The sequence below is a fragment of the Bradyrhizobium sp. C9 genome (assembly GCF_002532045.1).
GTDB lineage: Bacteria > Pseudomonadota > Alphaproteobacteria > Rhizobiales > Xanthobacteraceae > Bradyrhizobium.
In genome coordinates this window covers 436,568-462,343 of sequence record NZ_NWTG01000004.1, presented here as the reverse complement: position 1 = coordinate 462,343, position 25,776 = coordinate 436,568, and the positions used below count along the sequence as shown (strand labels likewise).

The 25,776-nt window shown below is 64.7% G+C and carries 25 protein-coding genes; 15 read left to right on the top strand and 10 right to left on the bottom strand.

The annotated features are described in order from the left end of the window. The first annotated feature begins 20 nt into the window (after positions 1–20). Both CO675_RS12875 and CO675_RS12870 read left to right on the top strand, forming a co-directional pair. Positions 21–1,265 (top strand): FAD-dependent oxidoreductase, encoded by a 1,245-nt coding sequence (locus CO675_RS12875; RefSeq protein ID WP_198964581.1) that lies wholly within the window; start codon positions 21–23, stop codon positions 1,263–1,265. Between the two features lie 198 nt (positions 1,266–1,463). Continuing rightward, the gene (locus CO675_RS12870) at positions 1,464–2,240 is read left to right on the top strand and encodes an outer membrane protein (RefSeq protein ID WP_097672259.1); all 777 of its coding nucleotides are present in this window, start codon (positions 1,464–1,466) and stop codon (positions 2,238–2,240) included. A gap of 176 nt (positions 2,241–2,416) precedes the next feature. On the opposite strand, the gene CO675_RS12865 is transcribed toward CO675_RS12870, so the two are convergent. The 4 genes from CO675_RS12865 to CO675_RS12850 all read right to left on the bottom strand — a co-directional run bounded on the left by CO675_RS12865 (position 2,417) and on the right by CO675_RS12850 (position 6,959). Then, positions 2,417–3,187, bottom strand: coding sequence for a glucose 1-dehydrogenase (locus CO675_RS12865; RefSeq protein ID WP_097672258.1), 771 nt, complete (start codon positions 3,185–3,187; stop codon positions 2,417–2,419). A 196-nt stretch (positions 3,188–3,383) separates the two neighbouring features. Beyond that, complete coding sequence (locus CO675_RS12860; RefSeq protein WP_097672257.1) at positions 3,384–4,175, bottom strand: outer membrane protein; 792 nt, start codon at positions 4,173–4,175, stop codon at positions 3,384–3,386. A gap of 226 nt (positions 4,176–4,401) precedes the next feature. Next, positions 4,402–6,462 (bottom strand): DNA topoisomerase IV subunit B, encoded by a 2,061-nt coding sequence (parE, locus tag CO675_RS12855; protein WP_097672256.1) that lies wholly within the window; start codon positions 6,460–6,462, stop codon positions 4,402–4,404. Positions 6,463–6,590: 128 nt separating this feature from the next. Next, positions 6,591–6,959 (bottom strand): hypothetical protein, encoded by a 369-nt coding sequence (locus CO675_RS12850; RefSeq protein ID WP_097672255.1) that lies wholly within the window; start codon positions 6,957–6,959, stop codon positions 6,591–6,593. 187 nt (positions 6,960–7,146) lie between these two features. Between CO675_RS12850 and CO675_RS12845 the strand changes: the two genes are divergently transcribed. From CO675_RS12845 to CO675_RS12820, 6 genes are all read left to right on the top strand, one after another. Next, a complete protein-coding gene (locus tag CO675_RS12845) occupies positions 7,147–7,677 on the top strand; it encodes a DedA family protein (RefSeq protein WP_097672254.1) in 531 nt (176 codons plus the stop codon). 152 nt (positions 7,678–7,829) lie between these two features. Beyond that, complete coding sequence (locus CO675_RS12840; protein ID WP_097672253.1) at positions 7,830–8,819, top strand: MBL fold metallo-hydrolase; 990 nt, start codon at positions 7,830–7,832, stop codon at positions 8,817–8,819. Positions 8,820–9,040: 221 nt separating this feature from the next. Next, complete coding sequence (locus tag CO675_RS12835; RefSeq protein WP_097672252.1) at positions 9,041–9,715, top strand: FMN-binding negative transcriptional regulator; 675 nt, start codon at positions 9,041–9,043, stop codon at positions 9,713–9,715. Then, complete coding sequence (argC, locus tag CO675_RS12830) at positions 9,712–10,758, top strand: N-acetyl-gamma-glutamyl-phosphate reductase (RefSeq protein ID WP_097672251.1); 1,047 nt, start codon at positions 9,712–9,714, stop codon at positions 10,756–10,758. The genes CO675_RS12835 and argC (CO675_RS12830) overlap by 4 nt, the downstream gene beginning before the upstream one ends. Before the next feature lie 121 nt (positions 10,759–10,879). After that, positions 10,880–11,860: an N-acetyl-gamma-glutamyl-phosphate reductase gene (gene argC / locus CO675_RS12825; protein WP_097672250.1), complete on the top strand. Its 981-nt coding sequence runs from the start codon at positions 10,880–10,882 to the stop codon at positions 11,858–11,860. 16 nt (positions 11,861–11,876) lie between these two features. Then, complete coding sequence (locus CO675_RS12820) at positions 11,877–12,470, top strand: class I SAM-dependent methyltransferase (RefSeq protein ID WP_097672296.1); 594 nt, start codon at positions 11,877–11,879, stop codon at positions 12,468–12,470. A gap of 42 nt (positions 12,471–12,512) precedes the next feature. On the opposite strand, the gene CO675_RS12815 is transcribed toward CO675_RS12820, so the two are convergent. Together CO675_RS12815 and CO675_RS12810 are read right to left on the bottom strand one after the other, a co-directional pair. Next, positions 12,513–12,911: an MAPEG family protein gene (locus CO675_RS12815; protein WP_097672249.1), complete on the bottom strand. Its 399-nt coding sequence runs from the start codon at positions 12,909–12,911 to the stop codon at positions 12,513–12,515. 89 nt (positions 12,912–13,000) lie between these two features. Further along, on the bottom strand, positions 13,001–14,809 hold the full coding sequence (locus tag CO675_RS12810; RefSeq protein WP_097672248.1) for a PHA/PHB synthase family protein: 1,809 nt from the start codon (positions 14,807–14,809) through the stop codon (positions 13,001–13,003). A 293-nt stretch (positions 14,810–15,102) separates the two neighbouring features. Between CO675_RS12810 and CO675_RS12805 the strand changes: the two genes are divergently transcribed. The 7 genes from CO675_RS12805 (at position 15,103) to CO675_RS12775 (ending at position 22,785) form a co-directional block, all read left to right on the top strand. After that, on the top strand, positions 15,103–15,390 hold the full coding sequence (locus CO675_RS12805) for a hypothetical protein (protein ID WP_097672247.1): 288 nt from the start codon (positions 15,103–15,105) through the stop codon (positions 15,388–15,390). A 215-nt stretch (positions 15,391–15,605) separates the two neighbouring features. Further along, positions 15,606–16,826, top strand: coding sequence for an LL-diaminopimelate aminotransferase (locus CO675_RS12800; protein WP_097672246.1), 1,221 nt, complete (start codon positions 15,606–15,608; stop codon positions 16,824–16,826). Between the two features lie 22 nt (positions 16,827–16,848). Further along, positions 16,849–18,168 carry a homoserine dehydrogenase gene (locus CO675_RS12795; protein WP_097672245.1) on the top strand — a complete coding sequence of 440 codons (1,320 nt, stop codon included), beginning with the start codon at positions 16,849–16,851 and terminating at the stop codon, positions 18,166–18,168. Between the two features lie 80 nt (positions 18,169–18,248). Continuing rightward, on the top strand, positions 18,249–19,247 hold the full coding sequence (glpX, locus tag CO675_RS12790; RefSeq protein WP_097672244.1) for a class II fructose-bisphosphatase: 999 nt from the start codon (positions 18,249–18,251) through the stop codon (positions 19,245–19,247). A 93-nt stretch (positions 19,248–19,340) separates the two neighbouring features. Next, positions 19,341–20,060 carry a haloacid dehalogenase type II gene (locus tag CO675_RS12785; RefSeq protein WP_097672243.1) on the top strand — a complete coding sequence of 240 codons (720 nt, stop codon included), beginning with the start codon at positions 19,341–19,343 and terminating at the stop codon, positions 20,058–20,060. A gap of 55 nt (positions 20,061–20,115) precedes the next feature. Next, complete coding sequence (recJ, locus tag CO675_RS12780; protein ID WP_097672242.1) at positions 20,116–21,957, top strand: single-stranded-DNA-specific exonuclease RecJ; 1,842 nt, start codon at positions 20,116–20,118, stop codon at positions 21,955–21,957. A gap of 18 nt (positions 21,958–21,975) precedes the next feature. After that, the gene (locus tag CO675_RS12775) at positions 21,976–22,785 is read left to right on the top strand and encodes an SDR family NAD(P)-dependent oxidoreductase (RefSeq protein ID WP_198964580.1); all 810 of its coding nucleotides are present in this window, start codon (positions 21,976–21,978) and stop codon (positions 22,783–22,785) included. Between the two features lie 359 nt (positions 22,786–23,144). Here CO675_RS12775 and CO675_RS40945 read toward each other — a convergent pair whose 3' ends face one another. The 4 genes from CO675_RS40945 to CO675_RS12760 all read right to left on the bottom strand — a co-directional run bounded on the left by CO675_RS40945 (position 23,145) and on the right by CO675_RS12760 (position 25,719). Next, the gene (locus tag CO675_RS40945; protein WP_198964579.1) at positions 23,145–23,312 is read right to left on the bottom strand and encodes a hypothetical protein; all 168 of its coding nucleotides are present in this window, start codon (positions 23,310–23,312) and stop codon (positions 23,145–23,147) included. Between the two features lie 9 nt (positions 23,313–23,321). Continuing rightward, complete coding sequence (locus tag CO675_RS12770; RefSeq protein ID WP_050629382.1) at positions 23,322–23,555, bottom strand: DUF6894 family protein; 234 nt, start codon at positions 23,553–23,555, stop codon at positions 23,322–23,324. A gap of 303 nt (positions 23,556–23,858) precedes the next feature. Continuing rightward, a complete protein-coding gene (locus CO675_RS12765; RefSeq protein WP_097672240.1) occupies positions 23,859–25,094 on the bottom strand; it encodes a lytic murein transglycosylase in 1,236 nt (411 codons plus the stop codon). Positions 25,095–25,149: 55 nt separating this feature from the next. After that, on the bottom strand, positions 25,150–25,719 hold the full coding sequence (locus CO675_RS12760) for a MarR family winged helix-turn-helix transcriptional regulator (RefSeq protein WP_097672239.1): 570 nt from the start codon (positions 25,717–25,719) through the stop codon (positions 25,150–25,152). Positions 25,720–25,776: the final 57 nt, after the last annotated feature.

The following is a 25,776-nucleotide window of genomic DNA, read 5'->3' as shown; positions in this document are numbered from 1 at the left end:
GCAGCGGTAGGGAAGGCATCATGGATGCAGGCAATTCGGCAGCGCCGAACACGCGCCAGATGAAAGTGCGCTGCTGCGTCGTCGGCGGCGGGCCGGCCGGCATGATGCTCGGCTATCTGCTCGCGCGCGCCGGGGTCGATGTCGTGGTGCTGGAGAAGCACGCCGACTTCTTCCGCGACTTCCGCGGCGACACCGTGCATCCGTCGACCCTGCAGGTGATGGATGAACTCGGTCTGATCGACGACTTCCTGAAACTGCCGCACCAGGACATCCAGAAGCTCGACGGCGTGTTCGGCGGCACCTCGGTGCGGATCGCCGACCTCAGCCGCCTCACCGTCAAATATCCTTTCATCGCGATGATGCCGCAGTGGGACTTCCTCAATTTCCTGCGCGAGAGCGGCAAGCGTTTCCCTTCGCTCGAGGTGCTGATGAGCGCCGAGGCGACCGACCTGATCCGGCGCGGCGACGCTGTTGCGGGCGTCCACGTGAACACGCCTGATGGCCCGATCGAGATCGAAGCCGATCTCACCATCGGCTGCGACGGTCGGCATTCGATCGTGCGCGAGCGCGCCGGCCTCGACGTCGAGGAGATCGGCGCGCCGATGGACGTGCTGTGGTTTCGGGTCGGGCGGCGCCGGGACGAGACCGAGAATTTGTTCGCCCGCATCGACCAGGGCAAGATGATGGTGACGTTCGATCGCGGCGACTATTGGCAATGCGCCTATGTGATCGCCAAGGGACAGTATGAGGCCGTGAAGGCGAGGGGATTGCCGGCGCTGCTCGACGACGTGCTGCGGCTCGCGCCGATCCTCAAGGCCGGTATTGCCGACGTGAGGAGCTTTGACGACGTCAAGCTGCTCACGGTCGCGATCAATCGCCTGACGCGCTGGACCCGTCCCGGCCTGCTCTGCATCGGCGACGCTGCGCACGCGATGTCGCCGATCGGCGGCGTCGGCGTCAACCTCGCGGTGCAGGACGCGGTCGCGACCGCCAACATCCTGGCGGCCAAGCTCGCACAAGGCTGTCCGACGGAGCACGAGCTCGATGCGGTGCGTCGTCGCCGCGAATTCCCGGTGCGGGTGACGCAGCGCATGCAGGTGATCGCGCAGAACAACATCATCAGCGCCGCGCTGAAGGGCGGCGACCAACCGGTGCCGTTCGCGTTGCGGTTGATCACCGCGATGCCTTGGCTGCAGGCGCTGACGGCGCGCCTTGTCGCGGTCGGGGTGCGGCCGGAGCACGTGCATTCGCCGGCCGCGCGCTGACGGACGTTGTGCGCGCGGATAGAATTTATCAAGGATAACAGCCGCTTAAAGGAGCCGTTAGAAGTTGCGTGATTGCAACAGACAGACATGATTCGAAACGGCGCACACGGATTCTGCACGGCCGGTTCCCGCGGTTTGCTTTTGGTAAGGGTCTCTCTGGGAAAGCTCATCCCCATCAGACAATCTGGGGATGCCACCATGTCTCGTGCCAAATTCATAGCCGCGCTCACCGTGACCACGGCGCTCGGCCTCAGTGCCGCATCGGCCGCCGATCTTGCCGCCCGTCCGTACACCAAGGCGCCGGCCTATGTGGAAACGGTCTACAACTGGTCCGGCTTCTACATCGGCGGCCATCTCGGCGGCGCCTGGACCAACGAGCAGTGGATCAACAGCGCGAACACGACGGCGTTCGGCGATCTCGCGCCCGGCCAGGGCTTTCGGCAACGCGGCTCAGGTTTCATGGGCGGCGGTCAGATCGGCTACAACTGGCAGGCCAACAACTTCGTGTTCGGCGTCGAGGGCACGATCTCGGCGCTCGACAATTCCGGCCGCGTCACCAACACGGTGTTCGGCGCCGGCCGCGACGATCAATTCAGCTGGCGCTCGAACGTCATGGCAACGATCGTCGGCCGTGCCGGCTACGCGATCCAGAACAATTTGCTCTATTTCAAGGGCGGCTATGCCGGCGTGAACAACCGCCTGTCCGTCGTCGACAACGTTCCGCCGGCAACCGGCTCCGGCAGCCAGACCCATTGGGCCAGCGGCTGGACGGTCGGCGCCGGCTGGGAATACGGCATCACCCGCAACTGGACCATCGGCGTCGAGTACAACTACGCAGCCTTCGAGCGTCAGACCTATCAGCTCGCAGGGACCGCTGCGGGCACCTACACGTTCGACGCCAAGCCGCGCGACATCCAGTGGGCGGTGGTGCGCATGAACTACAAGTTCGACGCGCCGGTGATCGCGCGCTACTGAGCTCTAGAGCCCTATCCCGTTCCGATTGAATCGGAACGGGACTCTAGATTCTAGTTTTGACGCGTTTTCTTCACGCGAACCGGTAGCCACTTCGCTCGAAAACGCTTTAGTGAGGCGAACAGGATGCAAGAGCCCCGGCCAGCGCCGGGGCTCTTGTGTTTCAGGGATTCGGTGTTTCAGGCCATCACCGAATAGCCGCCGTCGACCGGGATCGCGGTGCCGGTGACGAAGTCCGACGCCGGCGAGGCCAGGAACACGGCGATCCCCGAGAAGTCGTCGATCGCGCCCCAGCGGGCCGCCGGCGTGCGTGCAAGCACGCGCTCGTGCAGCCCGGCGACCTGCTGGCGCGCGCCCTTCGTCAGATCGGTGTCGATCCAGCCGGGCAGGATGGCATTGACCTGGATGTTGTCGGGGGCCCAGGCGTTGGCGCAGGCGCGGGTGTACTGCACGATGCCGCCCTTGCTGGCGGCATAAGCCGCGGCGAAGCTCGCGCCGAAGATCGACATCATGGAGCCGATATTGATGATCTTGCCGTGGCCCGAGGCCTTGAGCGCAGGATAGGCCGCCTTCGAGCACAGGAAGGCGCTGGTGAGGTTGGTGTCGATCACGCGGCTCCACTCGTCGAGCTCGAGTTCGTGCGGCGGCTTGCGGATGCTCATGCCGGCGTTGTTGACGAGGATGTCGATCCGGCCGAGCTCGCCGATGACCCGCTCGACCATCGCCGCGACGGCGGCCTTGTCGGTGACGTCAGTGGCCACGGCGATCGCCTTGACGCCGCGCTTGCCCAGATCCTCGACGGCGGCCTTCGATTTCGCCTCGTTGCGGCCGACCACGGCAACCGCCGCGCCGGCATCCGCGAGGCCGCGCGCCATGCCGAGCCCGATGCCGCCATTGCCGCCGGTGACGATCGCGACCCGGCCCGAGAGATCAAACTGTCCGTTTCTCATTGTTGTTGTCCGCTGTGGTTTGAATCCGGGCGCGAGAGTGCCCGATCGCTACAGCGCTGACCAGATCGGGCGCGGCCGGTCGGCCCTGCGCCAGGAGGCTTGCGCGCGCGATCGTTTCCGAAGCCGTTCGGGCAACAAAAAAGCCCCGGACAATGCCGGGGCTTTTCGTCTGCCAGATCAGCAGGGCGTATTCAGCTCAGTACTTGGCAACAACCGGACCGGTCCAGTTGAAGCGGTAGACCAGCGAGGTGCTGATGGTCTGGACGAACGGCTTGAAGGTGATGTCGCGGCCGTTCGAGATGTTGGTGACGTCGGCGAGTTCCGAGATGTTCTTGTTGTCGTAGTAGGCAGCGCGGTACTCGGTCTTCATGAACCAGCCCGGCGCGGTGATGCCGAAGATGTTCAAGTTGTTCTCGACGCCGCCGCCGACGAACCAGCCGCTGCGATCGAAGCCGTTGGTGTGCAGGCCGGCCGGAAGAGCGGTCGCGGTGTTGAACAGCGTGGTGCCCTTCCAGTGCGAGCTGGAGTAACCGGCGTTGACGTAGGACAGAACGTTCGGAGCGACCAGATAACCGAGGCGCGCACCGGCGGCCCAGCTGTAGTCGTTCTTGATGTTGCCAGCGAGGAACGGACCCTGATCCTGGATCGTGCCCTTCAGGCTTCCGAACTGACCGTCGGCGAACACGCCGAGGACCCAGCTGTTGGCGGTCTGCCAGTCGTAACCGGCACCGACGGTACCGAACCAGCCATCGCCGCCCTGGCGCTGGTTGAAGCCGAGGATCGGCGCGCCCGTGACGGTCGACTGGACGCCGGTGTCAGCGTCCCAGACGCCGCCGCCGCCACCGCCGAAGATGTAGAAGCCGGTCCAGCTCGGCGCCACCGCGATCGGGGCCGGAGCCTTGGTGTAGGGGCGGGCGGCCAGATCGGCAGCCGACGCGGAACCCGTCATCGCAGCAACCGCGGTCAGAGCGAGCAAAATCTTCTTCATATCCAAATCCTCGACTTTAGCGTTCGATCGGGTCGCTGACGGGGTCGCGGTAGCACCGATTCCCGAAACTCATGTCAGGACTATACGTGGTTCCGCCGGAAATGCTGTTGCGGGTGAGACACAACCGCCCGAAAACGAAGTCGCGGGCACTCTCCGAACGCGCGAACGAAAACGGCCGCCCCGATCTGGGGCGGCCGGAAAATCATTTTAAATCAGTTGGTTGGCCTTAGACGTCGAGGAGATCGTCACTGGCGAATTCGGCCTTGTCCGAGATGAAGGCAAAGCGGGCTTCCGCCTTGGTGCCCATCAGCCGCTCAACCGAGTCGGCGGTGCCTTCACGATCGTCGGCGAGCAGCACCACGCGCAGCAGCGTGCGCTTGGCCGGATCCATCGTGGTTTCCTTCAGCTGCGCCGGCATCATCTCACCGAGCCCTTTGAAGCGATTCACCTCGACCTTGGCGTTGGCGTTGAATTCGCTCTTGAGCAGCTCTTCCTTGTGCGCGTCGTCGCGGGCGTAAACCGACTTGGTGCCGTGCTTCAATTTGTAGAGCGGCGGCACCGCCAGATAGAGATGCCCTTCGTCGATCAGCCGCGGCATCTGCCGGTAGAAGAAGGTGATCAGGAGCGACGCGATGTGCGCGCCGTCGACGTCGGCGTCGGTCATGATGATGATGCGCTGATAGCGCAGATCCTCTTCGCGATAGTGCGCGAGCGTGCCGCTGCCGATCGCCTGCACGAGGTCGGAGAGTTGCGCGTTGGCGGTCAGCTTGTCCTTGCCGGCGGACGCGACGTTGAGGATCTTGCCGCGCAGCGGCAGCACGGCCTGGGTCTTGCGATCGCGCGCCTGCTTGGCGCTGCCGCCGGCCGAGTCACCTTCGACGATGAAGAGTTCGGAGCCTTCGGTGCCGGCATCGGAGCAATCCGCGAGCTTGCCGGGAAGGCGCAGCTTCTTGCCGGCGGTCTTGCGCGCGGTTTCCTTTTCCTGGCGGCGCCGCAGCCGTTCCTCGGCGCGATCGATCACGAAATCGAGCAGCCGGTTGGCCTGGTTCGGATTGCCCGACAGCCAATGGTCGAACGGGTCCTTCATCGCCTGTTCGACGATGCGCTGCGCTTCGGCGGTGGCGAGCCGGTCTTTGGTTTGGCCCTGGAATTCAGGCTCGCGCACGAACACCGAGAGCATCACCGCCGCGCCCACCATCACGTCTTCCGAAGTGATGGAGGCCGCGCGCTTGCCCTGACCGGCGCGCTCGGCGTGGTCCTTCAGGCCGCGCAGCAGTGCGCTGCGCAGGCCCGATTCATGCGTGCCGCCGTCGGGCGTCGGCACCGTGTTGGTGTAGGACGACAGGAAGCCGTCGGCATCGGCCGTCCAGGCCACGGCCCATTCGCAGGCGCCATGCGCGCCGCTGCGGCCGGATTTGCCGGAGAAGATATCCTGATGCACCAGCGTGTCGGCGTGGATCGCCGCGGCGAGATAATCCTTCAGGCCGCCGGGGAAGTGAAACTTGGCTTCCGTCGGGACGTCCTCGACGCCCTTCAACAGCTGCTGGTCGCAGTGCCAGCGGATCTCGACGCCGCCGAACAGATAGGCCTTCGAGCGCGTCATCTTGAACAGACGCTGCGGCCTGAAGGCCGCCTTGGCGCCGAAGATGTCGGTGTCCGGCTTGAAGCGAATCCGCGTGCCGCGGCGGTTGTTGACCTTGCCGAGGTCTTCGAGCTTGCCCTTGGGATGGCCGCGCTCGAACGTCATGCGGTGCAACTGCCCGCTGCGCGCGACCTCGACCTCGAGCCGTGAGGAGAGGGCGTTGACCACCGAGACGCCGACACCGTGCAGACCGCCCGAGGTCTCGTAGACCTTGGAGTCGAACTTGCCGCCCGAATGCAGCGTGCACATGATGACTTCGAGCGCCGACTTCTTCGGGAATTTCGGATGCGGATCGACCGGAATGCCGCGGCCATTGTCGGTCACGGTCAGGAAGCCGTCGGTGGTGAGCTCCACGTCGATGAAGGTGGCGTGGCCGGCGAGCGCCTCGTCCATGCAGTTGTCGATCACCTCGGCGAACAGGTGGTGCAGCGCCTTCTCATCGGTACCGCCGATATACATGCCAGGGCGCCGGCGAACCGGTTCCAGCCCTTCCAGCACTTCGATATCAGCCGCCGTATAACCGGCTTCGGCGTCTCCTGTGGGCCGCGAAGCGGCCTTCGCCGGGGCGCGTCCCTTCGGCTCCGGGGCTCCGAACAGATCGTCGGCAGATTTGCTTTTTGCGTTCGATTTCAGTGGTTTGGACATGGTTCTTCAAGTGATGCGCCGATCTGGGCGCAGCGAATCGGTTGCTCTGACTATGCCACGGATGGGCTGCCAAATGGGGGCGGCCGCGCCGGGAGGGCTCGGCCGCCTGTGTAGATAGGAGCCTGCGATTACGCCCGCGAGGTGCGGAATACAACGACCGTGAACAGGGCCATGGCGGCGACCACCATCAGCGATCCCACGATCGGCGCCGCCTCGAACGAGGGACCCTTCAGCAACACGGCGGCAACGCCGACCGGAAACAGGATGCCGCCGACGATATGCAGCCAGCCCTGGATTTTGGCGAGCAACATGGTTCCGGCTGCCGGCACCAGCCGGTAATACAGGCCGAACAGGAACAGCAGCACGCCGCCGACGAGATTGAGATGCGCATGCGCCGGCCCCAACGTGAAGTCGTGCTGGATACCCATAACGATGCCCGCGAGCATTCCGAACAACAGGACTAGAACGCCGACGCACATCATCAGTGACCCGATCATCAAGTGATTCCTTCTTCTTATGAGGGAGATGCCAGCCAGCCCGGACCGTGGGGGCATGTGGGAAATCACGTTTGATCCCCGCCTTTGTGACTTGATGTCACGCAATGGGCTGGCTTACCTGTTCTTAGGCTGCGTGCGACTACAAAGGTTCATTCGGTTTTCAACGGAGCGGAGGGCACTCGACGAGATGGAAGACTTTGCGCGGGCCCTGGCCGAATTCGTCCGCCATCACCAGGCCTGGGCCGCTCCGATCGTCATGCTGCTGGCGTTCGCTGAATCGCTCGCCTTCATCTCGTTGCTGGTGCCCGCCTGGGGCGCGCTGGTTGCGATCGGCGCCCTGATCGGCGTCAGCGGGATCAATTTCTGGCCGATCTGGATCGCAGGCGGCATCGGGGCTGCGCTCGGCGACTGGATCTCCTACTGGTTCGGCTATCGCTACAAGGAGCAGGTCGCGCAGATGTGGCCGCTGTCGCGCTATCCGGAAATCCTGCCGCGTGGCGAGGCCTTCGTGAAGACCTGGGGCGTGCCCAGCATCTTCATCGGCCGCTTCTTCGGCCCGCTGCGCGCCTCGGTGCCGCTTGCGGCCGGCATTTTCGAGATGTCGTACTGGCAATTCCAGATCGCCAATTTCGTCTCCGCCTTGGTCTGGTCGGCGGCGCTGCTGCTGTTCGGCGACGTCATCGGCCAGGTCGTCGAGTGGATGTGGCGGGTGGTGTAACGATATCCGGAATATCGCCACGATGCAGGGGTTAGGCGGAAGAACAATTGCTTGCGTAGCCGTCTTCACGCGACTGTCAGAACGCTGAGCAAACTCACCGCAGCGGACGCGGCTCCGCCGGGCGCATCATTGCTTCACTGGGAGGACATCAGATGGATTTGACACGACGTCGCGCTCTCGCAGGTGCTGCCGGCATCGCCGCCGCACCGTTGCTGCCAGCTGCTCCCGCGGCCGCCGCCGCGCCCGTCGCCGACAAGCAGGCGCCGAGCTTCTATCGCTACAAGGTCGGCGACATCCTCGTCACCGCGGTGTCGGACGGCAAGAACGTCTTCAAGCTGGAAGATTCCTTCATCCCGAATGCGAAGCGCGACGATATCAACGCGGCGCTGGAGAAGGCCTTCATGCCGCGCGACATGGTGTCGATCTGGTACGCGCCGCTGGTGCTCAACACCGGCGGCAAGCTGGTTGTGATCGACACCGGCAATGGCGCGCTGGCGAAAGCCAGCACAAAGGGCGCCAGTGGCCAGTTCGTCGACAATTTCGCCGCGGCCGGCTTCGATCCGAAGAATGTCGACATGGTCGTGATCTCGCACTTCCATACCGATCACGTGAACGGCCTGCTGACGGCCGAGGGCACACCGGCGTTCCCGAATGCCGAAGTGCTGGTGCCGGCGGCCGAATGGAAGTTCTGGATGGACGACGGCGAGATGAGCCGGGCGCCGGCCGGCCGCATGCAGGGCCTGTTCAAGAACAACCGGAATATTTTCGAAGCCGGCCTGAAGAAGAAGGTTACGCCCTACGAGTGGGGCAAGGAGATCGCGCCGGGCTTGACCTCGGTCGAGACCGTCGGCCACACGCCGGGCCACACCTCCTACGTGCTGGCTTCGCGGGCGGACAAGGTCTTCATCCAGTCCGACGTCACCAACAATCCGAACCTGTTCGCGGCAAATCCCGGCTGGCATGCGTTCTTCGACCAGGACGGCGACGTGGCGGAGAAGACCCGCCGCCGGATCTACGACATGGTGGTTGCGGAGCGGCTCCAGGTGCAGGGCTATCACTATCCGTTCCCGGGCCTCGGCAATGTGGTCAAGGACGGCAACGGCTATCGCGTCGTGCCGGCGCCGTGGAATCCGTCGATCTGAGCGGTTTTCCTTGACGCAAAACGGCCGCGGCCTTATAGCCGCGCCCATGATCAACGCCGCGACCATCGTCATCGCCCGCCGCCGCCGCATTCTCGCGGTATGGGCGGTCGTTCGCGTTTAAGACCATCGCCTCTGCCGCCGGATCTTCTCCCGCGGCGCTCTCCTGAAAAAGACACGCGGTTCGATCTGGCGGCTCCTTCGTCACGCAGGAGCTTTCGACCATGTATACGCCACCGCCTTTCAAGCCTGACCGCGCCGCGAGCCTTGCGTTCGCCGAAGCGCGCGGTTTCGGCCTCGCCTGCGCGTGGGACGGCGGCAAGCCGATCGCCTCGGCGCTGCCGTTCTATTTGACCTACGCCGCCGACGGTACGCCGCGGGCGCTGTTTCATGTTGCTCGTCACAATCCGCTGGTAAAGCTGGCGCACGGTGGCCCGTGGCTGCTGGCCGTCACCGGCGCGGATGCCTATGTGTCGCCGGACTGGTATGTGTCGCCCGATCAAGTGCCGACCTGGCTTTATCAGGCCGTTCATCTGACCGGGCCGGTGCGGACCATGTCGGACGAAGAGCTTGCCGTTCAGATCGACGTGCTGAGCGCCAAGTTCGAGGAGCGGCTGCTGCCGAAAAAGCCGTGGGTGTCGGGCAAGATGACCACCGCGCGGCTGGAAGCCATGAAGAAGGCCATCGTGGGCCTCGAGATGGTGGTGGAAGAGGTGGAGGGCAGTTTCAAGCTGAACCAGCACAAGTCTGAAACCGATTTCGCGGCGGTCGGCAACACGCTCGCATTGCAGGTCGAAGCCGGTGCCCGGGACATTGCGGCTTTGATGCGCGATGTGCGCCCGCAGGCGTTCGCGATGGTACAGGCCGAGATGACTAGGCTTCCGAGGAGCGAGCAATGACGAAGAAGAAGATCGGAATTTTGGGCGCGTCCGGCTACACCGGCGCCGACGCGGTGCGCCTGTTGGCGCGGCACCCGAATGCCGAAATCACCGCGCTTACCGCCAACACCCATGCCGGCAAGGCGATGAGCGAGGTGTTTCCTCACTTCTTCATGCTCGACCTGCCAAAGCTCGTGGAATGGGAAAAGGTCGACTGGACGCAGCTCGATGCCGTGTTCTGCGGCCTGCCGCATGGGACGACGCAAGAGATCATCGCCGCGGTGCTGAAAGCCAATCCCGGAATCAAGATCCTCGATATGTCCGCGGATTTCCGGCTGCGCAACAAGGACAGCTACGCGCAATGGTACGGCCATGAGCACCGGGCGCTCGAATTGCAGGACGAGGCCGTCTATGGGCTCACCGAACTCTACCGGGAGAAGGTTACGGCCGCGCGGCTGGTGGCCTGCCCCGGCTGCTATCCGACGGCGGTGCTGCTGGCGCTTGTTCCGCTGGCGAAGGCAAAGCTGATTGACGTCGACGACATCATCATCGACGCAAAGTCGGGCGTCACCGGCGCCGGACGCGGACTGAAGCAGAACACGCTGTTCAGCGAGGCCGGCGAAGGGTTGTCGCCCTATTCGGTCGGAAGCCATCGACATTCGGCGGAGATCGATCAGGAAATCGGCGCGGCCGCGGGCTCCGCTGTGACAGTGAACTTCACCCCGCATCTCATTCCGATGGCGCGTGGTGAGTTCTGCACATCCTATGTCAAGCTCAACGGGGCTACGCCGGACGATTTGCGCGCCGAGCTGGAAAAGGCCTACGCCCACGAGCCGTTCGTATATGTGACGAAGAAGGGCGTGCTGCCACAGACGCAGAACGTGCGCGGTTCGAATTACGTTCAGATCGGCGTCGTCGCCGACCGGATCAAGAACCGCGCCATCGTGCTCTCGACGCTTGATAATCTTGTGAAGGGGTCGGCCGGACAGGCGATCCAGAATATGAACCTGATGTTCGGCTTGCCCGAAACCACCGGGCTGGAGCAGATCGTGCTGTTTCCGTGAGCAGGGGTTGTTGTTGTGGGGGAGGGTGCACTCAATCCAGGGATAATTGCCCATCCTCGTTGGCGGCGCAGGCGCGGCCAGATGTGTTAAACGAAACGAACGAACTTGAAAGGACCATGCCATGACCGTCACCGACACCAACCAGCCGAAAACCAAGAGCGGTGCGACCAAGGCAACCGTGTTCGTCGACGGCGCGTCCGGTACCACCGGCCTCGGCATCCAGGAGCGGCTGCACGCCATCGGTGACGTCGCGGTGAAGCAGATCGCTGAGGACAAGCGGAAGGACGCGGGTGCCAAGCGGGCGCTGATGGAGGAGGTGGATCTCGTGATCCTTTGCCTGCCTGACGAGGCCGCCAAGGAGACCGTCGCGCTGATCGACACGATGGGCAATGCGGCGCCGAAGGTGCTCGATGCGTCGACCGCCTACCGCGTCGCGCCCGACTGGGCCTACGGCTTCGCCGAGCTCGCGCCCGACCAGGCCGACAAGATCCGCACCGCGCCGAAGGTCTCCAATCCGGGTTGCTATCCGACCGGCGCGATCGCGCTGCTGCGGCCACTGGTCGATGGTGGCCTGCTCCCGGCCGACTATCCCGTCACGATCAATGCGGTGAGCGGCTATTCGGGCGGCGGCAAGTCGATGATCGCAAGCTTCGAGGACGGCTCGGCGCCGGCCTTCCACCTCTACGGACTCGGCTTCGAGCATAAGCATGTGCCGGAGATGCAGCTCTATTCGCATCTGACGCGGCGGCCGCTCTTCGTCCCGTCGGTCGGCAACTACCGGCAAGGGATGCTGGTCTCGGTGCCGCTGCAACTCGATGCGCTGCCGGGCAAGCCTGATGGTGCCGACCTGCAGGCCGTGCTGGCGAAGTGGTACGCTGGCAGCAAATACGTCTCGGCGATGCCGCTGCAGAACGAGGCCGCCAAGGGCGGAAAGATCGAGCCGGAGGCGCTCAACGAGACCAACCAGCTCGAGCTTTATGTGTTCGCCAATGACAAGCACCGCCAGGCCGTGCTGGTCGCCCGGCTCGACAATCTGGGCAAGGGCGCCTCGGGTGCCGCGGTCCAGAACATGCGGCTGATGCTCGGGCTGGCCGACGCCTGACGGTGAGGTGCGCTTCGTGGACGACGCCACGCTGCAATTCTACCGGCGCAATGCCGAGGCCTATGCCGGGTGGGCGAAAGCGCCGTCCGCCCGGCTGACAGGTTTTCTCAAGCTGCTGCCGCCGGGCGGCGCGATCCTCGAACTCGGCTGCGGTGCCGGCAATCATGCTGCTGTCATGCTTGCCGAAGGCTTCGTGCTGCGCGCGACCGACGGTTCACCTGAAATGGCTGCGGTCGCGGCGCGCCGCATCAACCATCCCGTCGAGGCGATGCTGTTCGATCAGCTCGAGGATCGCGAGGCCTATGACGGCGTCTGGGCCAGCGCCTGCCTGCTGCATGTGCCGCGCGACGAATTGGCCGGCATCCTCAGTCGCATCCATCGCGCGCTGAAACCCGGCGGCATCTTCTACGCAAGTTACAAGGTCGGCCACGGCGATGGCCGCGACAGCATCGGCCGCTACTACAATTATCCCGCCGCCGACTGGCTGGCGGCGACCTACGCCCTGTCAGGGGCGTGGACCCAAGTCTCGTCCGACACCAGCGAGATCAAGAGCTTCGATGAGGCGCCCGCGACGATGCTACATATCGTGGTGCGCAAGGGTGAGGAATAGCGCCGGCGCGGCCGTCACCGCGGCCGGCGCGAATGTGTTGCTCTAGAGGATCTTGAAGATCGCGAGCGCCAGCACCGCCTGGGCGATGAAGCCGACCGTGAAGGCCAGGGTGCGGAACACCGGCAGGCCGAGCGTGTAGACGATCAGATGTGCGACGCGGGCCCAGAAATAAACGGCGCAGGCCAGCACGGTCCATTTGGTGGAGTAGTCGGCTGCGTTGAGGATCAAGACCAGCGGCGCGAAGATCACGAGGTTCTCGACCGCGTTGTCGTGGGCGAACATCAGCCGGTTGGCCCATTCGGCATGCGGCTTGTCGGTGCGGGAGGGGTTGCCCATGGCGCCGGAGAGGCCGCGCACCTGGCAGCGGTTGATGATGTAGGGAATCCACAGCAGCCCGGTCAGGATCACCGTCAGCGACAGCCAGAACAGTTCGCGCGTCATCGTCTCCCCCTCACGTCAATTCGATTCCCGACCGTCGGGACGATCTATTTATAGCTGAGCGGGAGACTTGGCGCTACGAAGGCTTGGCGCTACGCGCGGACGCGGACATAGCTGCCCGGAGCGTCCTCGAGCGTCGACACCCCGTTCGAGCCCACGATGCGTGCCGGCACCATCTCCGGATCATGGCTTTCCAGCCAGCCGCGCCAGTCGGGCCACCACGATCCCTTGTGTTCCTCGGCGCCCTTCAGCCAGTCGGCGAGCTTGATGTCCCTGATGTTGTCGTTGGTCCAGTACTGGTACTTCTTCGAGGCGGGCGGATTGACCACGCCGGCGATATGGCCGGAGCCGGACAGCACATATCTCACCGGGCCGCCGAAGAACTGCGAACCGTAGAGCACCGATTCCGCCGGCGCGATGTGATCCTCGCGTGCGGCGAGGTTGTAGACCGGCACCTTCACCTTCGACAGATCGAGCAGCGTGTTGTCGAGCACCATCGTGCCGGTCGACAGCCGGTTCTCCAGATAGCAGTTGCGCAGATAGTAGGAGTGGTTCGACGACGGCATCCGCGTCGCGTCCGAATTCCAGTGCAGCAGGTCGAACGAGGAGGGCGGCTGGCCCTTCAGATAGTTGTTCACGACATACGACCAGATCAGGTCGTTCGAGCGCAGCATGTTGAAGGCCATCGCCATCTTGCTGCCCTCGAGCACGCCGGATTCCTGCATGTCGCGTTCCAGCGCCGAGATCTGGTCCTCGTCGACGAACACCAGCAGGTCGCCGGCGTGGGTGAAGTCGACCTGCGCGGCAAAGAACGTCGCCGACGTCACGCGCTGGCGGCGCTTCTCGGCAAGGTAGGCCAGCGTCGAGGCGAGCATGGTGCCGCCGACGCAATAGCCGGCGGTGTGCACCTTCAACTCGCCGGTGACCTTCTCGATCACGTCCATCGCCGTGAGGGGGCCTTCGGTCATGTAGTCGGCCCAGGTCTTCTTGCCGAGCTCCTTGTCCGGGTTGACCCATGAGATCACGAACACCGTGATGCCCTGGTCGACGCACCATTTGATGTAGGATTTCTCAGGGCGCAGATCGAGGATGTAGAACTTGTTGATCCATGGCGGCACGATCAGGAGCGGCGTGCGCAGCACGTTCTCGGTTGCCGGCGAATACTGGATCAGCTGCATCAGCTCGTTCTGGTAGATCACCTTGCCCGGCGTCGTCGCCATGTTGACGCCGACCTCGAGATTGCTCGAATCGGACTGGCGGATCTTCAGCGTGCCGTGGCCGGCCTCGATATCCTCGGCCAGCATCTTCATGCCGCGGACCAGATTGTCGCCATTGGTCTCGACGGTAGCGCGCAGCACTTCCGGATTGGTCAGCACGAAATTCGACGGCGCCAGCGCGTTGGTGATCTGCTGGACGTAGAATTCGGCCTTCTTTCGCGTGTGCGGGTCGATACCGTCGGCGTCGTTGACCAGCTGCTGCGCCCATTTCGCGGTCAACAGATAAAGCTGGAGGATGAAGTCGAAGAACTGATTCGACTTCCACTCCGGATCCTGGAAGCGCTTGTCGCGCGGCGCCGGCGCGATCGCGGGCTTGGCATCGGCTTCGCCGGCCATGCGGCGCACGGCCGATCCCCAGAGATCGAGGTAATCCTTGCCGAGCTGCATCTGCAGCGACGAGGCCCGCTCCTTGTCGGCTAGCCAGTATTCGGCGATCACGCTGAAGGTCTTGATGACCTCACCGAGCTCGTTCGGCGGCTTGTCGCGGACTTCCCCGGTCTGGCGCGGCTTGAGATAGGCCGCCAGCGCCTGGCCGCTGCTCTCCATCGCCCGGGCGATGTTCATGGCGAAGGCTTCGGCGTTGAATTTCGGGGTGGCTTGGGTGTCGGTACTGACGTTGCTCATCTGAAGGACAATATCGCGTCGTTTGGGGGGCGTCATCGCGCGGTGCGGTAGCGGAAATCAGTCAAAAGCCGATGTTTCGCTCTGTTGCGGTGCGATAAAAAAATCTTTGTTCCGTCATATTGAAGCCTCAGGGGTCGCTTTTGGTGTTCACGCTTTAAGCGTTTCGGGCGACAATGGTTTGAAACCGCTAAAGCCAGGATTAATGCAGCGGGGACGCTGCAAGGCTCGTACCAGTGCGACCCGTGTCGGCAATGTGCGACGTGCGCGCTAGCTTGTTGGGGACAATTCGGCGCATGCCGATCGATCGAATGAACAGGGGGCTCGCGGCCGCAGCGCTGCTCGCGTCGTTGCTGGCGCTGAGCGGGTGCTCGAGCACGATTGCCGATATGGCCATGCCGGCCGATGCGCCGGCGCGGCAAAAGGACGCCAACGGCTACCTCCCGGTCCACGACCTTCCGCCGGATCGCGCTGATCCGACGATCAAGCCGGCGGATCAAGCCAAGATCGAGCAGGAGCTGGTTGCCGCGCGCGATCGCCAGGCCCAGGCTCAGGCCGCGACGGCCGCCCAAAGCGGGAAGTGAGCGCGCGAGATCGGCCGATCAGCGCTGGCGCCGCCCGGCGTCCGTGCTAAAAGAAACTCAATTCAACCGCAGATCCGGCCGCAGTCCCCCGATCGTGCGCCTGAATTCGCTCTAAGTCATTGATTCAGTGCGATTTCTGTAAGAGGCCGAGCCGGCTTCAGCAGCGAACCAAAGGGGGACGATTCTGGCGTCGCGGTTGTCGGAGCAAGGGTCCCATGGAAGATTTTTACCGCATTCGCCGTCTGCCGCCTTACGTCTTTGAGAAGGTCAACCAGGCCAAGGCGGCCGCGCGCAATGCCGGGGCCGACATCATCGACATGGGCATGGGGAACCCGGACCTGCCGACCCCGGCCCACGTCATCGAGAAGCTCAAGGAGACGCTGGGCAAGCCGCGGACCGACCGCTACTCGGCCTCCCGTGGCATCAACGGCCTGCGCAAGGCCCAGGCCGCCTATTATGCGCGCCGCTTCGGCGTCAAGCTGAACCCCGATACCCAGGTGGTTGCGACGCTCGGCTCGAAGGAGGGATTCGCCAACGTTGCGCAGGCGATCACCGCGCCCGGTGATGTCGTGCTGTGCCCGAATCCGAGCTACCCGATCCATGCGTTCGGTTTCCTGATGGCGGGCGGCGTGATCCGCTCGGTGCCGTCGGAGCCGACCCCGCAGTTCTTCGAGGCGGTCGAGCGGGCGATCCAGCATTCGATTCCGAAGCCGATCGCGCTGATCGTCTGCTACCCGTCGAACCCGACCGCCTATGTCGCGGACCTCGACTTCTACAAGGATCTCGTCGCGTTCGCGAAGAAGCACGACATCTTCATCCTGTCCGATCTTGCCTACGCGGAAGTCTATTTCGACGAGAACAATCCGCCGCCGTCGGTGCTGCAGGTCCCCGGCGCGCTCGACGTCACCGTCGAATTCACCTCGATGTCGAAGACGTTCTCGATGGCCGGCTGGCGGATGGGCTTTGCGGTCGGCAATGAGCGCATCATCGCGGCACTGGCGCGGGTCAAATCCTATCTCGACTACGGCGCCTTCACGCCGGTCCAGGTGGCGGCGACCGCCGCGCTGAACGGCCCCGACGATTGCATCCGCGAGATGCGCGACACCTACCGCAAGCGCCGCGACGCGCTGGTCGAGTCGTTTGGCCGCGCCGGCTGGGACATTCCGCCGCCGCAGGCCTCGATGTTCGCTTGGGCGCCGCTACCCAAGGCGTTCGAGGCGGTCGGCAGCATGCAGTTCGCGACCCTGATGGTGGAGAAATCCGGCGTCGTGGTGTCGCCCGGCGTTGCGTTCGGCGAGCATGGCGAAGGCTATGTCCGCATCGCGATGGTGGAGAACGAGCAGCGCATCCGGCAGGCCGCGCGCGGCGTGCGCCGCTTCCTTGAAAGCGGCATCGAAACGTTGCACAACGTCGTTCCTCTCGCCAACCGACGCTAATCCTTCCAGGTTGCTTTATCTCATGGTTGCACCCCTGAACGTGGGCATAGCGGGGCTCGGCACCGTCGGTGCCGATGTCGTCCGCCTCATCGAAACGCAAGGACGGGCGCTGGCCGAGCGCAGCGGCCGCGGCATCCGCGTCGTCGCCGTCACGGCACGCTCGAAAGCCAAGAAGCGTGGCCTCGACCTGCGCGGCATCGCATGGGCGAAGAGCCCGCAGGCGCTGGCCGAGGATCCCAACATCGACTGCTTCGTCGAGTTGATGGGCGGCGCAGGCGATCCCGCGCTCTCCGCGATCGAGACCGCGCTGAAGGCCGGCAAGTCGGTCGTGACCGCCAACAAGGCGCTGATCGCCAAGCACGGGCTGCGGCTTGCCGCCGCGGCCGAGAAGCACGGCGGTGCGCTGAATTTCGAGGCGGCGGTCGGGGCGGCGATCCCGGTCATCAAGACGCTGCGCGAGGGCCTCGCCGGCACCAGCGTCAACCGCGTCTACGGCATCCTCAACGGCACCTGCAATTACATCCTGACCCGGATGGAGCAGGAGGGGTTGTCGTTCGAGGAATGCCTGAAGGACGCCCAGCGGCTCGGCTATGCCGAGGCCAACCCGTCGTTCGACGTCGATGGTCACGACACCGCGCAGAAGCTTGCGATCCTGGCGAGCCTCGCCTTCGGAACCAAGGTTGCCGAAAGCGCGGTCTATGTCGAAGGTATCTCCTCGATCACGCCGGAGGACCTCAAGGCCGCCGCGGAACTCGGCTATCGCGTAAAACTGCTCGGCGTTGCCGTGCGCACGGCAAAGGGCATCGAGCAGCGCGTGCACCCGACCATGGTGCCGAAATCATCCTCGATCGCGCAGGTGATGGGCGTCACCAATGCCGTCGCGATCGACGGCGAGGGGATTCCGCCGATCACGCTGGTCGGCCCCGGCGCCGGCGGCGGCGCAACCGCCTCGGCCGTGGTCGCCGACATCGCCGATGTCGCCCGCGGCATCCGCGCCAAGCCGTTCGGGCGTCCGGTGGAGCGGTTGCGCAACACCACCAAGGCGCCGATGGAACGCCATGAGGGTGGTTACTATATCCGCCTGATGGCGCGCGATCTTGCAGGCACTGCCGCAACAATCGCCACCCGGCTCGCGGAACAGAAGATATCTCTGGAGTCCATCGTGCAACGGCATCCGGATGGCGTCGATGTGAACGGTGCGGCCAAAAAACCTTCACCGGTCCCGGTCATTCTGATTACCTATGCGACCAGCGAGGATGCGGTGCATCGTGCGCTGGCCGCAGTGCAGCGCGATAAGGTCATCAGCGGCCGGCCGCAGGTGATCCGGATCGAGAAGAACTAGCGCATGGCCTGAACGGGTCGGGCGTGAGACGATTGATGCGGGCAGGCTGGCCTGTCCCCGAGGCTTTAAGGAGTACGCCGATGTCGACCCATATTTCCGTTCCGCCGCAGATGCTGCTCGAGCGCATCCTGACGCTCGAAATCGTGCGCGTGACGGAGCGCGCGGCGGTGTCGGCCGCGCGGCTGCGCGGCCACGGCCAGGAGAAGGCCGCCGACAAGGCCGCGGTCGACGCGATGCGGCGCGAGCTCAACAAGCTGCCGATCGAGGGCACGGTCGTGATCGGCGAGGGCGAGCGCGACGAGGCGCCGATGCTGTTCATCGGCGAGAAGGTCGGCCTCAATGCCGGCCCCAAGGTCGACATCGCGGTTGATCCGCTCGAAGGCACCACGCTGTGCGCCAAGAACATGCCCGGCTCGATCGCCACCATGGCGATGGCCGACGGCGGCACGCTGCTGCACGCCCCCGACGTCTACATGCAGAAGATCGCGATCGGTCCGGGCTACGCCAAGAACGTGATCGAGCTCGACGCGCCGCCGGCCGACAACGTCCGCCGGCTCGCCAAGGCCAAGGGTGTCGATCCCACCGCCATCAATGTGCTCGTGCTCGACCGTCCGCGCCATGCCGACATCATCAACAGCGTGCGCTCGACCGGCGCTGCCGTGCAGCTGATCACCGACGGCGACGTCGCCGGCGTCATTCACTGCGCCAAGCCCGATGAGACCGGCGTCGACATGTATATCGGCACCGGCGGCGCGCCCGAAGGCGTGCTGGCGGCGGTCGCGCTGCGCTGCATCGGCGGCCAGATGCAGTGTCGCCTGATCCTCGACACCGAGGAGAAGCGCGAGCGCGCCCACAAGATGGGCGTCCTCGATCCGAAGATGATCTACGGCATCGAGGACATGGCCAAGGGCGACTGCCTGTTCGCCGCCACCGGCGTCACCACCGGCTCGCTGCTGACCGGCGTGAAGTTCAAGAAGGACGTGATCGAGACCGAGACGGTCGTGATGCGCTCCGTCACCGGCACCGTGCGCTACATCAAGGCCGAGCACCGCCAGCTGGAGAAGTTCCACCTCGACTAACCAAAGGCAGACTACGATCTCCGTCATTCCGGGCTCGACGCTTCGCTTCGGCCCGGAATGACGAACCAACTAGAACAACAAAGGGAGACGAACATGTCCGATCTTTCCGGCGTCAAGGCACTGGTGTTCGACGTGTTCGGAACCGTGGTCGACTGGCGCACCAGCCTGATCAACGACTTCACCAAATGGGGTGAGACGCGTGGTATCAAGGCCGACTGGACCGCGCTGGTCGATGGCTGGCGCGCGGTCTACACGGCCTCGATGGACGAGGTGCGCAAGAACCCGCAGAACGGCTATGTCATCCTCGACGTCCTGCACCGCCGCTCGCTTGAGAAGCTGGTCGCACAATTCGACATCAAGGGCCTCACCGAGGCCGATTTGCACCATCTGACGCTGGGCTGGCATCGCCTGCACGGCTGGCCCGACAGCGTCGCCGGCCTGACCCGGCTGAAGACCAAATACATCATCTCGCCGCTGTCGAACGGCAACGTCGCGCTGCTCACCAACATGGCGAAGTTCGCAGGGCTCCCCTGGGATCTCGTGATGTCGGCCGAGCTGTTCGAGCACTACAAGCCCGATCCGGAAACCTATCTCGGTGCGGCAAAGCTGCTCTGTCTGCCGCCGGAGCAAGTGATGATGGTTGCCGCCCACAACTACGATCTCAAGCACGCGCAGAAGCACGGCCTGAAGACGGCGTTCGTGGCGCGGCCGACCGAGTACGGCCCATTGCAGAAGGTCGATTTCGAGGCCACCGGCAGCTGGGACATCGTGGCCAAGGATTTCGGGGAAATCGCCACCCGGATGGGCTGCTAGAACTGGCTTGGGATTCACTGAGGCGCTACGATTCCCGCTTGATTGGAAGGGAATCATGACGCTGCACGCATCCGCACTGCCCGTTGAGGCGCCACAGGCGTTCCTCGGCGTGGCGCGGTCGCTGACCGGAAAGCTCTGGCGCGACCGGCTGGATGCGCGCGGGGCGGCGCGGGCGCTGGCGATCGTGCAGCGGCACAATCTGCCGGAGATGTTGGCGCGCGTGCTGGCGGGGCGCGATGTCGCGATCGACGAGGTACCTGATTTCCTCGACCCGACCATCCGCAAGCTGATGCCGGACCCGTACACGGTCACCGAGATGGAGCATGCCGCCAAGCGCATCGCGGATGCCGCGGTGCGCGGCGAGAAGGTCGCGATCTTCGGTGACTACGACGTCGACGGCGCGACCTCGGCGGCGCTGCTGACCTGGCATCTGCGCCATTGCGGGCTGGATCCGCTGATCCACATTCCCGATCGCATCTTCGAAGGCTACGGACCCAACGTCGACGCCGTCCGCGCCCTGGCGGCGAAGGGCGCGACGCTGCTCGTCACGGTCGATTGCGGCACCACCAGCATCGAGCCGCTGGCGGAAGCCAAGAAGCTCGGCATGTCGGTGGTGGTGATCGATCATCACCAGACCGGCGACGAGTTGCCGGAGGTCGACGCGCTGGTCAATCCGAACCGGCCCGACGATCTCTCCGGGCTCGGCCATCTCGCGGCCGTCGGCCTGGTGTTCGTGACGTTGGTGGCGGTGAACCGCGAGCTGCGCCAGCGCGGCTTCTGGACCCGCGAGATGCCGGAGCCCGACCTGCTCAGCGTGCTGCATCACGTCGCGCTCGGCACTGTCGCCGACGTCGCGCCCCTGATCGGGCTCAACCGCGCCTTCGTCGCCAAGGGCCTGATCGCGATGCGCCGCCGCGACCATGTCGGCCATACCGCGCTGATGGATGTGGCGCGGCTCAATGGCCCGCCGGAGGCCTGGCATCTCGGCTTCATGCTGGGCCCACGCATCAATGCCGGCGGCCGCATCGGGCGCGCCGATCTCGGCGTGCGACTGCTGCTCGAAGGCGATGTCTCGGAGGCCGCGCGGATCGCGGCCGAGCTCGATCGCCTCAATGCCGAGCGGCGGGTGATCGAGCAGGCGGCCGAGGCGCAGGCCGAAGCCGAGGCGCTGGCCTCGCTCGGGCTCGAGGACAAGGGCGCGGTCATCGTCACCGCGGCGGAAGGCTGGCATCCCGGCGTGGTCGGGCTGGTCGCGGCACGGCTCAAGGAGAAGTTCGCGCGGCCGGCCTTTGCGATCGCGCTCGAGCCTGGCGGCATCGGCACCGGATCGGGCCGCTCGATCGGCGGCGTCGATATCGGCAAGGCCGTGCGCCAGGCGGTGCATGATGGTCTGCTGATGAAAGGCGGTGGGCACGCGATGGCCGCCGGCGTCACGCTGCGCAAGGAGAAGCTCGCTGAATTCCGCGCCTACATGGAAAGCGCGCTGGCCGACGACGTCGCCAACTCGCGGCACGAGAACGAGCTGTTCATCGACGGCGCCGTCACCGCGCGCGCGGTAACGCCGGAATTCGCCGCGACGCTCAATCGCGCAGGTCCGTTCGGTGCCGCCAATCCGGAGCCGGTGATCGCGCTGCCGTCGCATCAGCTGGTCTATGCCGACGAGGTCGGGCAGGCGCATCTGCGGCTGCGCTTCAAGTCCGGCGACGGTTCCATCGTCAACGGTATCGCATTCCGTTCGGTCGGACAGAAGCTCGGCAGCGCCTTGACGCAAAATCGTGGCCAGCAATTGCACGTGGCGGGCTCTCTTGCAGTCGACCGTTGGCAAGGCACCGAACGTGTGCAATTCCGTGTGCTCGACGTCGCGGTACCGGATCAGGGCCCGGCGGTGATCAGATAAGAAACGTCGGGAGTGGACATGGCAGGACAGGTTGAAGGCAAGGTCGCGCTGGTGACCGGCGGCGCATCGGGTATCGGCGAGGCGATCGTCGAATTGTTCGCGCAGGAAGGCGCGACGGTTGTTGCGACCGACATCGACGAGTTGAGGGGACCCGAGCTCGCTGCGCGGCTCAAGAAAGCCGGTCGCGAGGTGGTTTTCCTGCCGCAGGATGTCACCAGCGAGGAGCGCTGGATCGAGGTTGTCGCCGAGATCGGCAAGCGCTACGGCCGCCTCGATATCATGGTCTCCAACGCCGGCATCGGCATCGGAGCGCCTTCGATCGTCGAGATGTCGCTCGCGGACTGGCGGCGCCAGACCGCGATCAATATCGATGGCGTATTCCTGTCGGTGAAGCATTCGCTGCCGCTGATGCGCAAGACTGGCGGCGGCTCGATCATCATGATGTCGTCGCTGGCCGGCCTGCGCGGCGCGGCGACGCTCTCCGGCTACAGCGCGACCAAGGGCGCGGTGCGGCTGTTCGCCAAGTCGATCGCGATGGAATGCGCGCAGCTGAACGACGGCATCCGCGTCAACTCGGTGCATCCCGGCATCATCGACACGCCGATCTGGGGCAAGATCCCGACCGGCGCGACGGGCGCCGGCCAGAACGCACCGATCGATCCGGAGGAGCGCGCAAGGTTCGCAACGCCGCTCGGCCGCGCCGGCCAGGCGATCGAGATCGCGCAGGGCGTGCTCTATCTCGCCTCCGACGCGTCGCGCTACGTCACCGGCACCGAGCTCGTGATCGACGGCGGCATGAACGCCGGCGGCGTGGTGCGGCAGCCCTGAGCGGAGCCACATCGTCCACGCTGCGTGGATGATAGAGGCGCGGCTGACGGCTTGCCCCGTCTACAGCCCTCGTTTGGTGCATCATTGCGAGCGAGGCGAAGCGCTCCACGGTTCCGCATGCGCGGAGCGATGGATCGCTTCGTCGCGCAACTTCTCGCAATGACGAGGCTGGCTTTCGGATTCAATCGTCAAACAGCAACGAGGATGTAAGTTCGCATTCCCACGGCAATTGGCCCGACGACGGAAGCACTGATTTGCCGCTGGATTGTCGTGTCGCACCCGTAATCGCGAACATCGTCAACATCGATCGCGCCGCGCAAGCCTGGATGCTCCGGGGAAAAGCCGGACAAGGCTCCAATCTACAAGGCGTCGTTGCCATGCTTGGCGCGCCATTTCGGGCCCGGGCCACGCATGTAGTAGCGCTCCGGCCGGTAGGGATCGCGGGCTTTGTCGAGCAGCTCCCACCACTTCGCCATGGTGGTCTTTAGTGGCTGTTCAAGGACCAGGAGTGACTGTGTGATGGACATGGCGACCTCTCAATGTGGCTTGCCGAGCACGAAGGAGAAGGGCATCAAGAACACGTCGTCGCCCCGATCATCGCAGACATGCAGCACCCAGCTGCGCCAGTCCTCAGGACTAAGCTTCATGAGGAAAGAGCGCACGACGCCGGTGGCATGATCGTGGGCCTCGTTCAGATCGGCTATGGCGGCGCCGCATCGGTCGATCAATGTCCCCTTCGGGTGGGAGCAGTGGAAATAGAGCTGACCCATTGTCCGTCTCCTTCAGGCAGAAACCTCACAATGGTCGCGTAGCATTGGAGATGTCAGGGGGAAATTCAGGTCGATTCCCTAAGGGCAGGTACGGAAGACGTCCGTCGTGGCGCTGGTGCCCGTGTGGATGCCAGGGAGGCAGGTCAGCGCGTAGCCCTCGTCGGCCCAGAACGCATGGACGGCGCGCCCGATAACGGGCCCCGCGAAGCAATCCAGCTCACTGCGGAGAACATGAATTGCTTCGGTCGCTTCAGCGCAAATTGCTTTGACAGTTCTGTCGCGCGCTTCTCGCGATGACGGGAGCTAACTTCCCTGCCGCAGCCGCGCCAGTACCTTGAGTCCACCGTAACCATCGGCAGGCAGCAAGCCGGCCTTGATCTGAAAATCCTTGATCGCCTTCATGGTGTCGTTGCCGACGCGGCCGTCGGTGCCGCCGGTGTCGAAGCCGGCCTTGGTCAGCCGCGTCTGCATCTCCTGCACCTCGGCAAGCGTCAGCGCGCGCTCCGAGCCCGGGAACGGCTGGATGAAGGGCGGACCGCCGAGACAGCGATCGCCGAGATGGCAGATCGCCAGCGCATAATTCATCGATGGATTGTAGCTCTTCACCGAATTGAAGTTCGGGCCGAGCAGGAAGGCAGGGCCGCCTGCAACGGGAATCCAGAGCTGCGCCGACGCATTCGGCTGCGGAAACGGCTGGCCGTCGGCGCGGACGACGCCGGCGCTGGCCCAGGCCGCATAGGTGCGACTGCCGCTGGCGCTGCCACCTGGCGCGCGGACCTCGTAGCCCCAGTGCTCGCCGCGGTGCCACTTGCCGCGATTGACCAGATATTTCGCGGTCGAGCCGAGCGCATCGTCGGGCCGGCCGAATGGCGAGACCTTGCCGTCGCCGTCATAGTCGAAGCCGACATTGAGCCAGACTTCCGGCATCCACTGCGAATGGCCCATCGCGCCGGCCCAGGAGCCGTTCATCTCCTCCGGCGTGCTCCAGCCGCGCTGCACGATCTTCATCGCGTTGATCAGCTCGGTCTCCCAATAGGCCTTGCGGCGCGGCTCGTTCCAGGCGAGCGCCGCAAGCGAGGGAAACACCGGCGTCATGTGGTTCTGCTGCACGAGCGGATCGCCATAGGCCGATTCAACGCCCCATAGCGCGAGCAGCGTGCCGCGCTCGACGCCGAAGTCGCGCTCGATCCTGGCGAACAGCGCCTCGTTCTTCTTCAGCGCCTCGCGGCCATGGATGACCCGCCAGTCGGAGACGCGGCGGTTGATGTACTGCCAGATCTGTTCGTGGAATTCCGGCTGGTTGCGCATCTGCTTGAACACGCTCATGTCGGGCTCGACCCGTCCCATGCAGCGATTCCAGGTCGCCTCGGAAATGCCCTTTGCCAGTGCGCGGGCGCGAAAATTGTCGCGCCACTGGTCGAAACCCGCAGGCGCAGCCGCAAGTGCGCCGAATGGATTGGCGAATATTACGCCCGCGGCAAGTCCTGCTTTCAGCACGGCGCGGCGGGCAGGGAAATTCGAAGAATCAGGCTGTTTCATGCGCCCAGTCTAGCGGCGCCGTCCGGGAGGGCCAAAAGCCATGACGCCGCAAGAACTAACTATCCTGCAAATCTGTGGCGATTTTTGACAGCCATTGCCGAACAATTTGCTCCGACTTGCTGTCGAGGCCGGCGCCGAGCCGACGCTCCTGGGCCTGGGCGATATGGCGGCATTTCTCCAGCAGCGTGGTTCCATGGCTGGTCAGCGTCCATTGCAGCACCCGGCCATGGACCGGGTGCGGCGTCTTGCGGATCGCGCCGTCACGCTCCAGGTTGCGGATGATGACGCTGACGGTCTGCGGCGTCAGCAACGCCACCCGGGCCAGGTCGGCGCCCGAAAGGCCCGGATAGGCTTTCAGCATCGTCAGCACCACGAATTGCGGGGAGGTGACGCCGAGGCCTGCCAGCTCGCGCTCCATCGACAGCCGCGAGGCGGCATGCGCCTGGCGCAGCAGATAGGCGAGATAGCCCTGTTCGCCGCGCTTGCCTTCGCCGGGCGGCGGGACGGCGGAGGCGGGCAGGGCGTCTGCGTCCGATCCCCCGATCGCTGCCTTGCGCGCCGGCGTCTTCCCCGCCTGCCGCCGCGCGGCGGCACCGGATTTCCCTGGTTTGTGCATTCCCGCCATGTTGCCTTCGCGAATGTCCGTGTCTTGCTCTATATCAGAGCTCTGATAATATGTCAG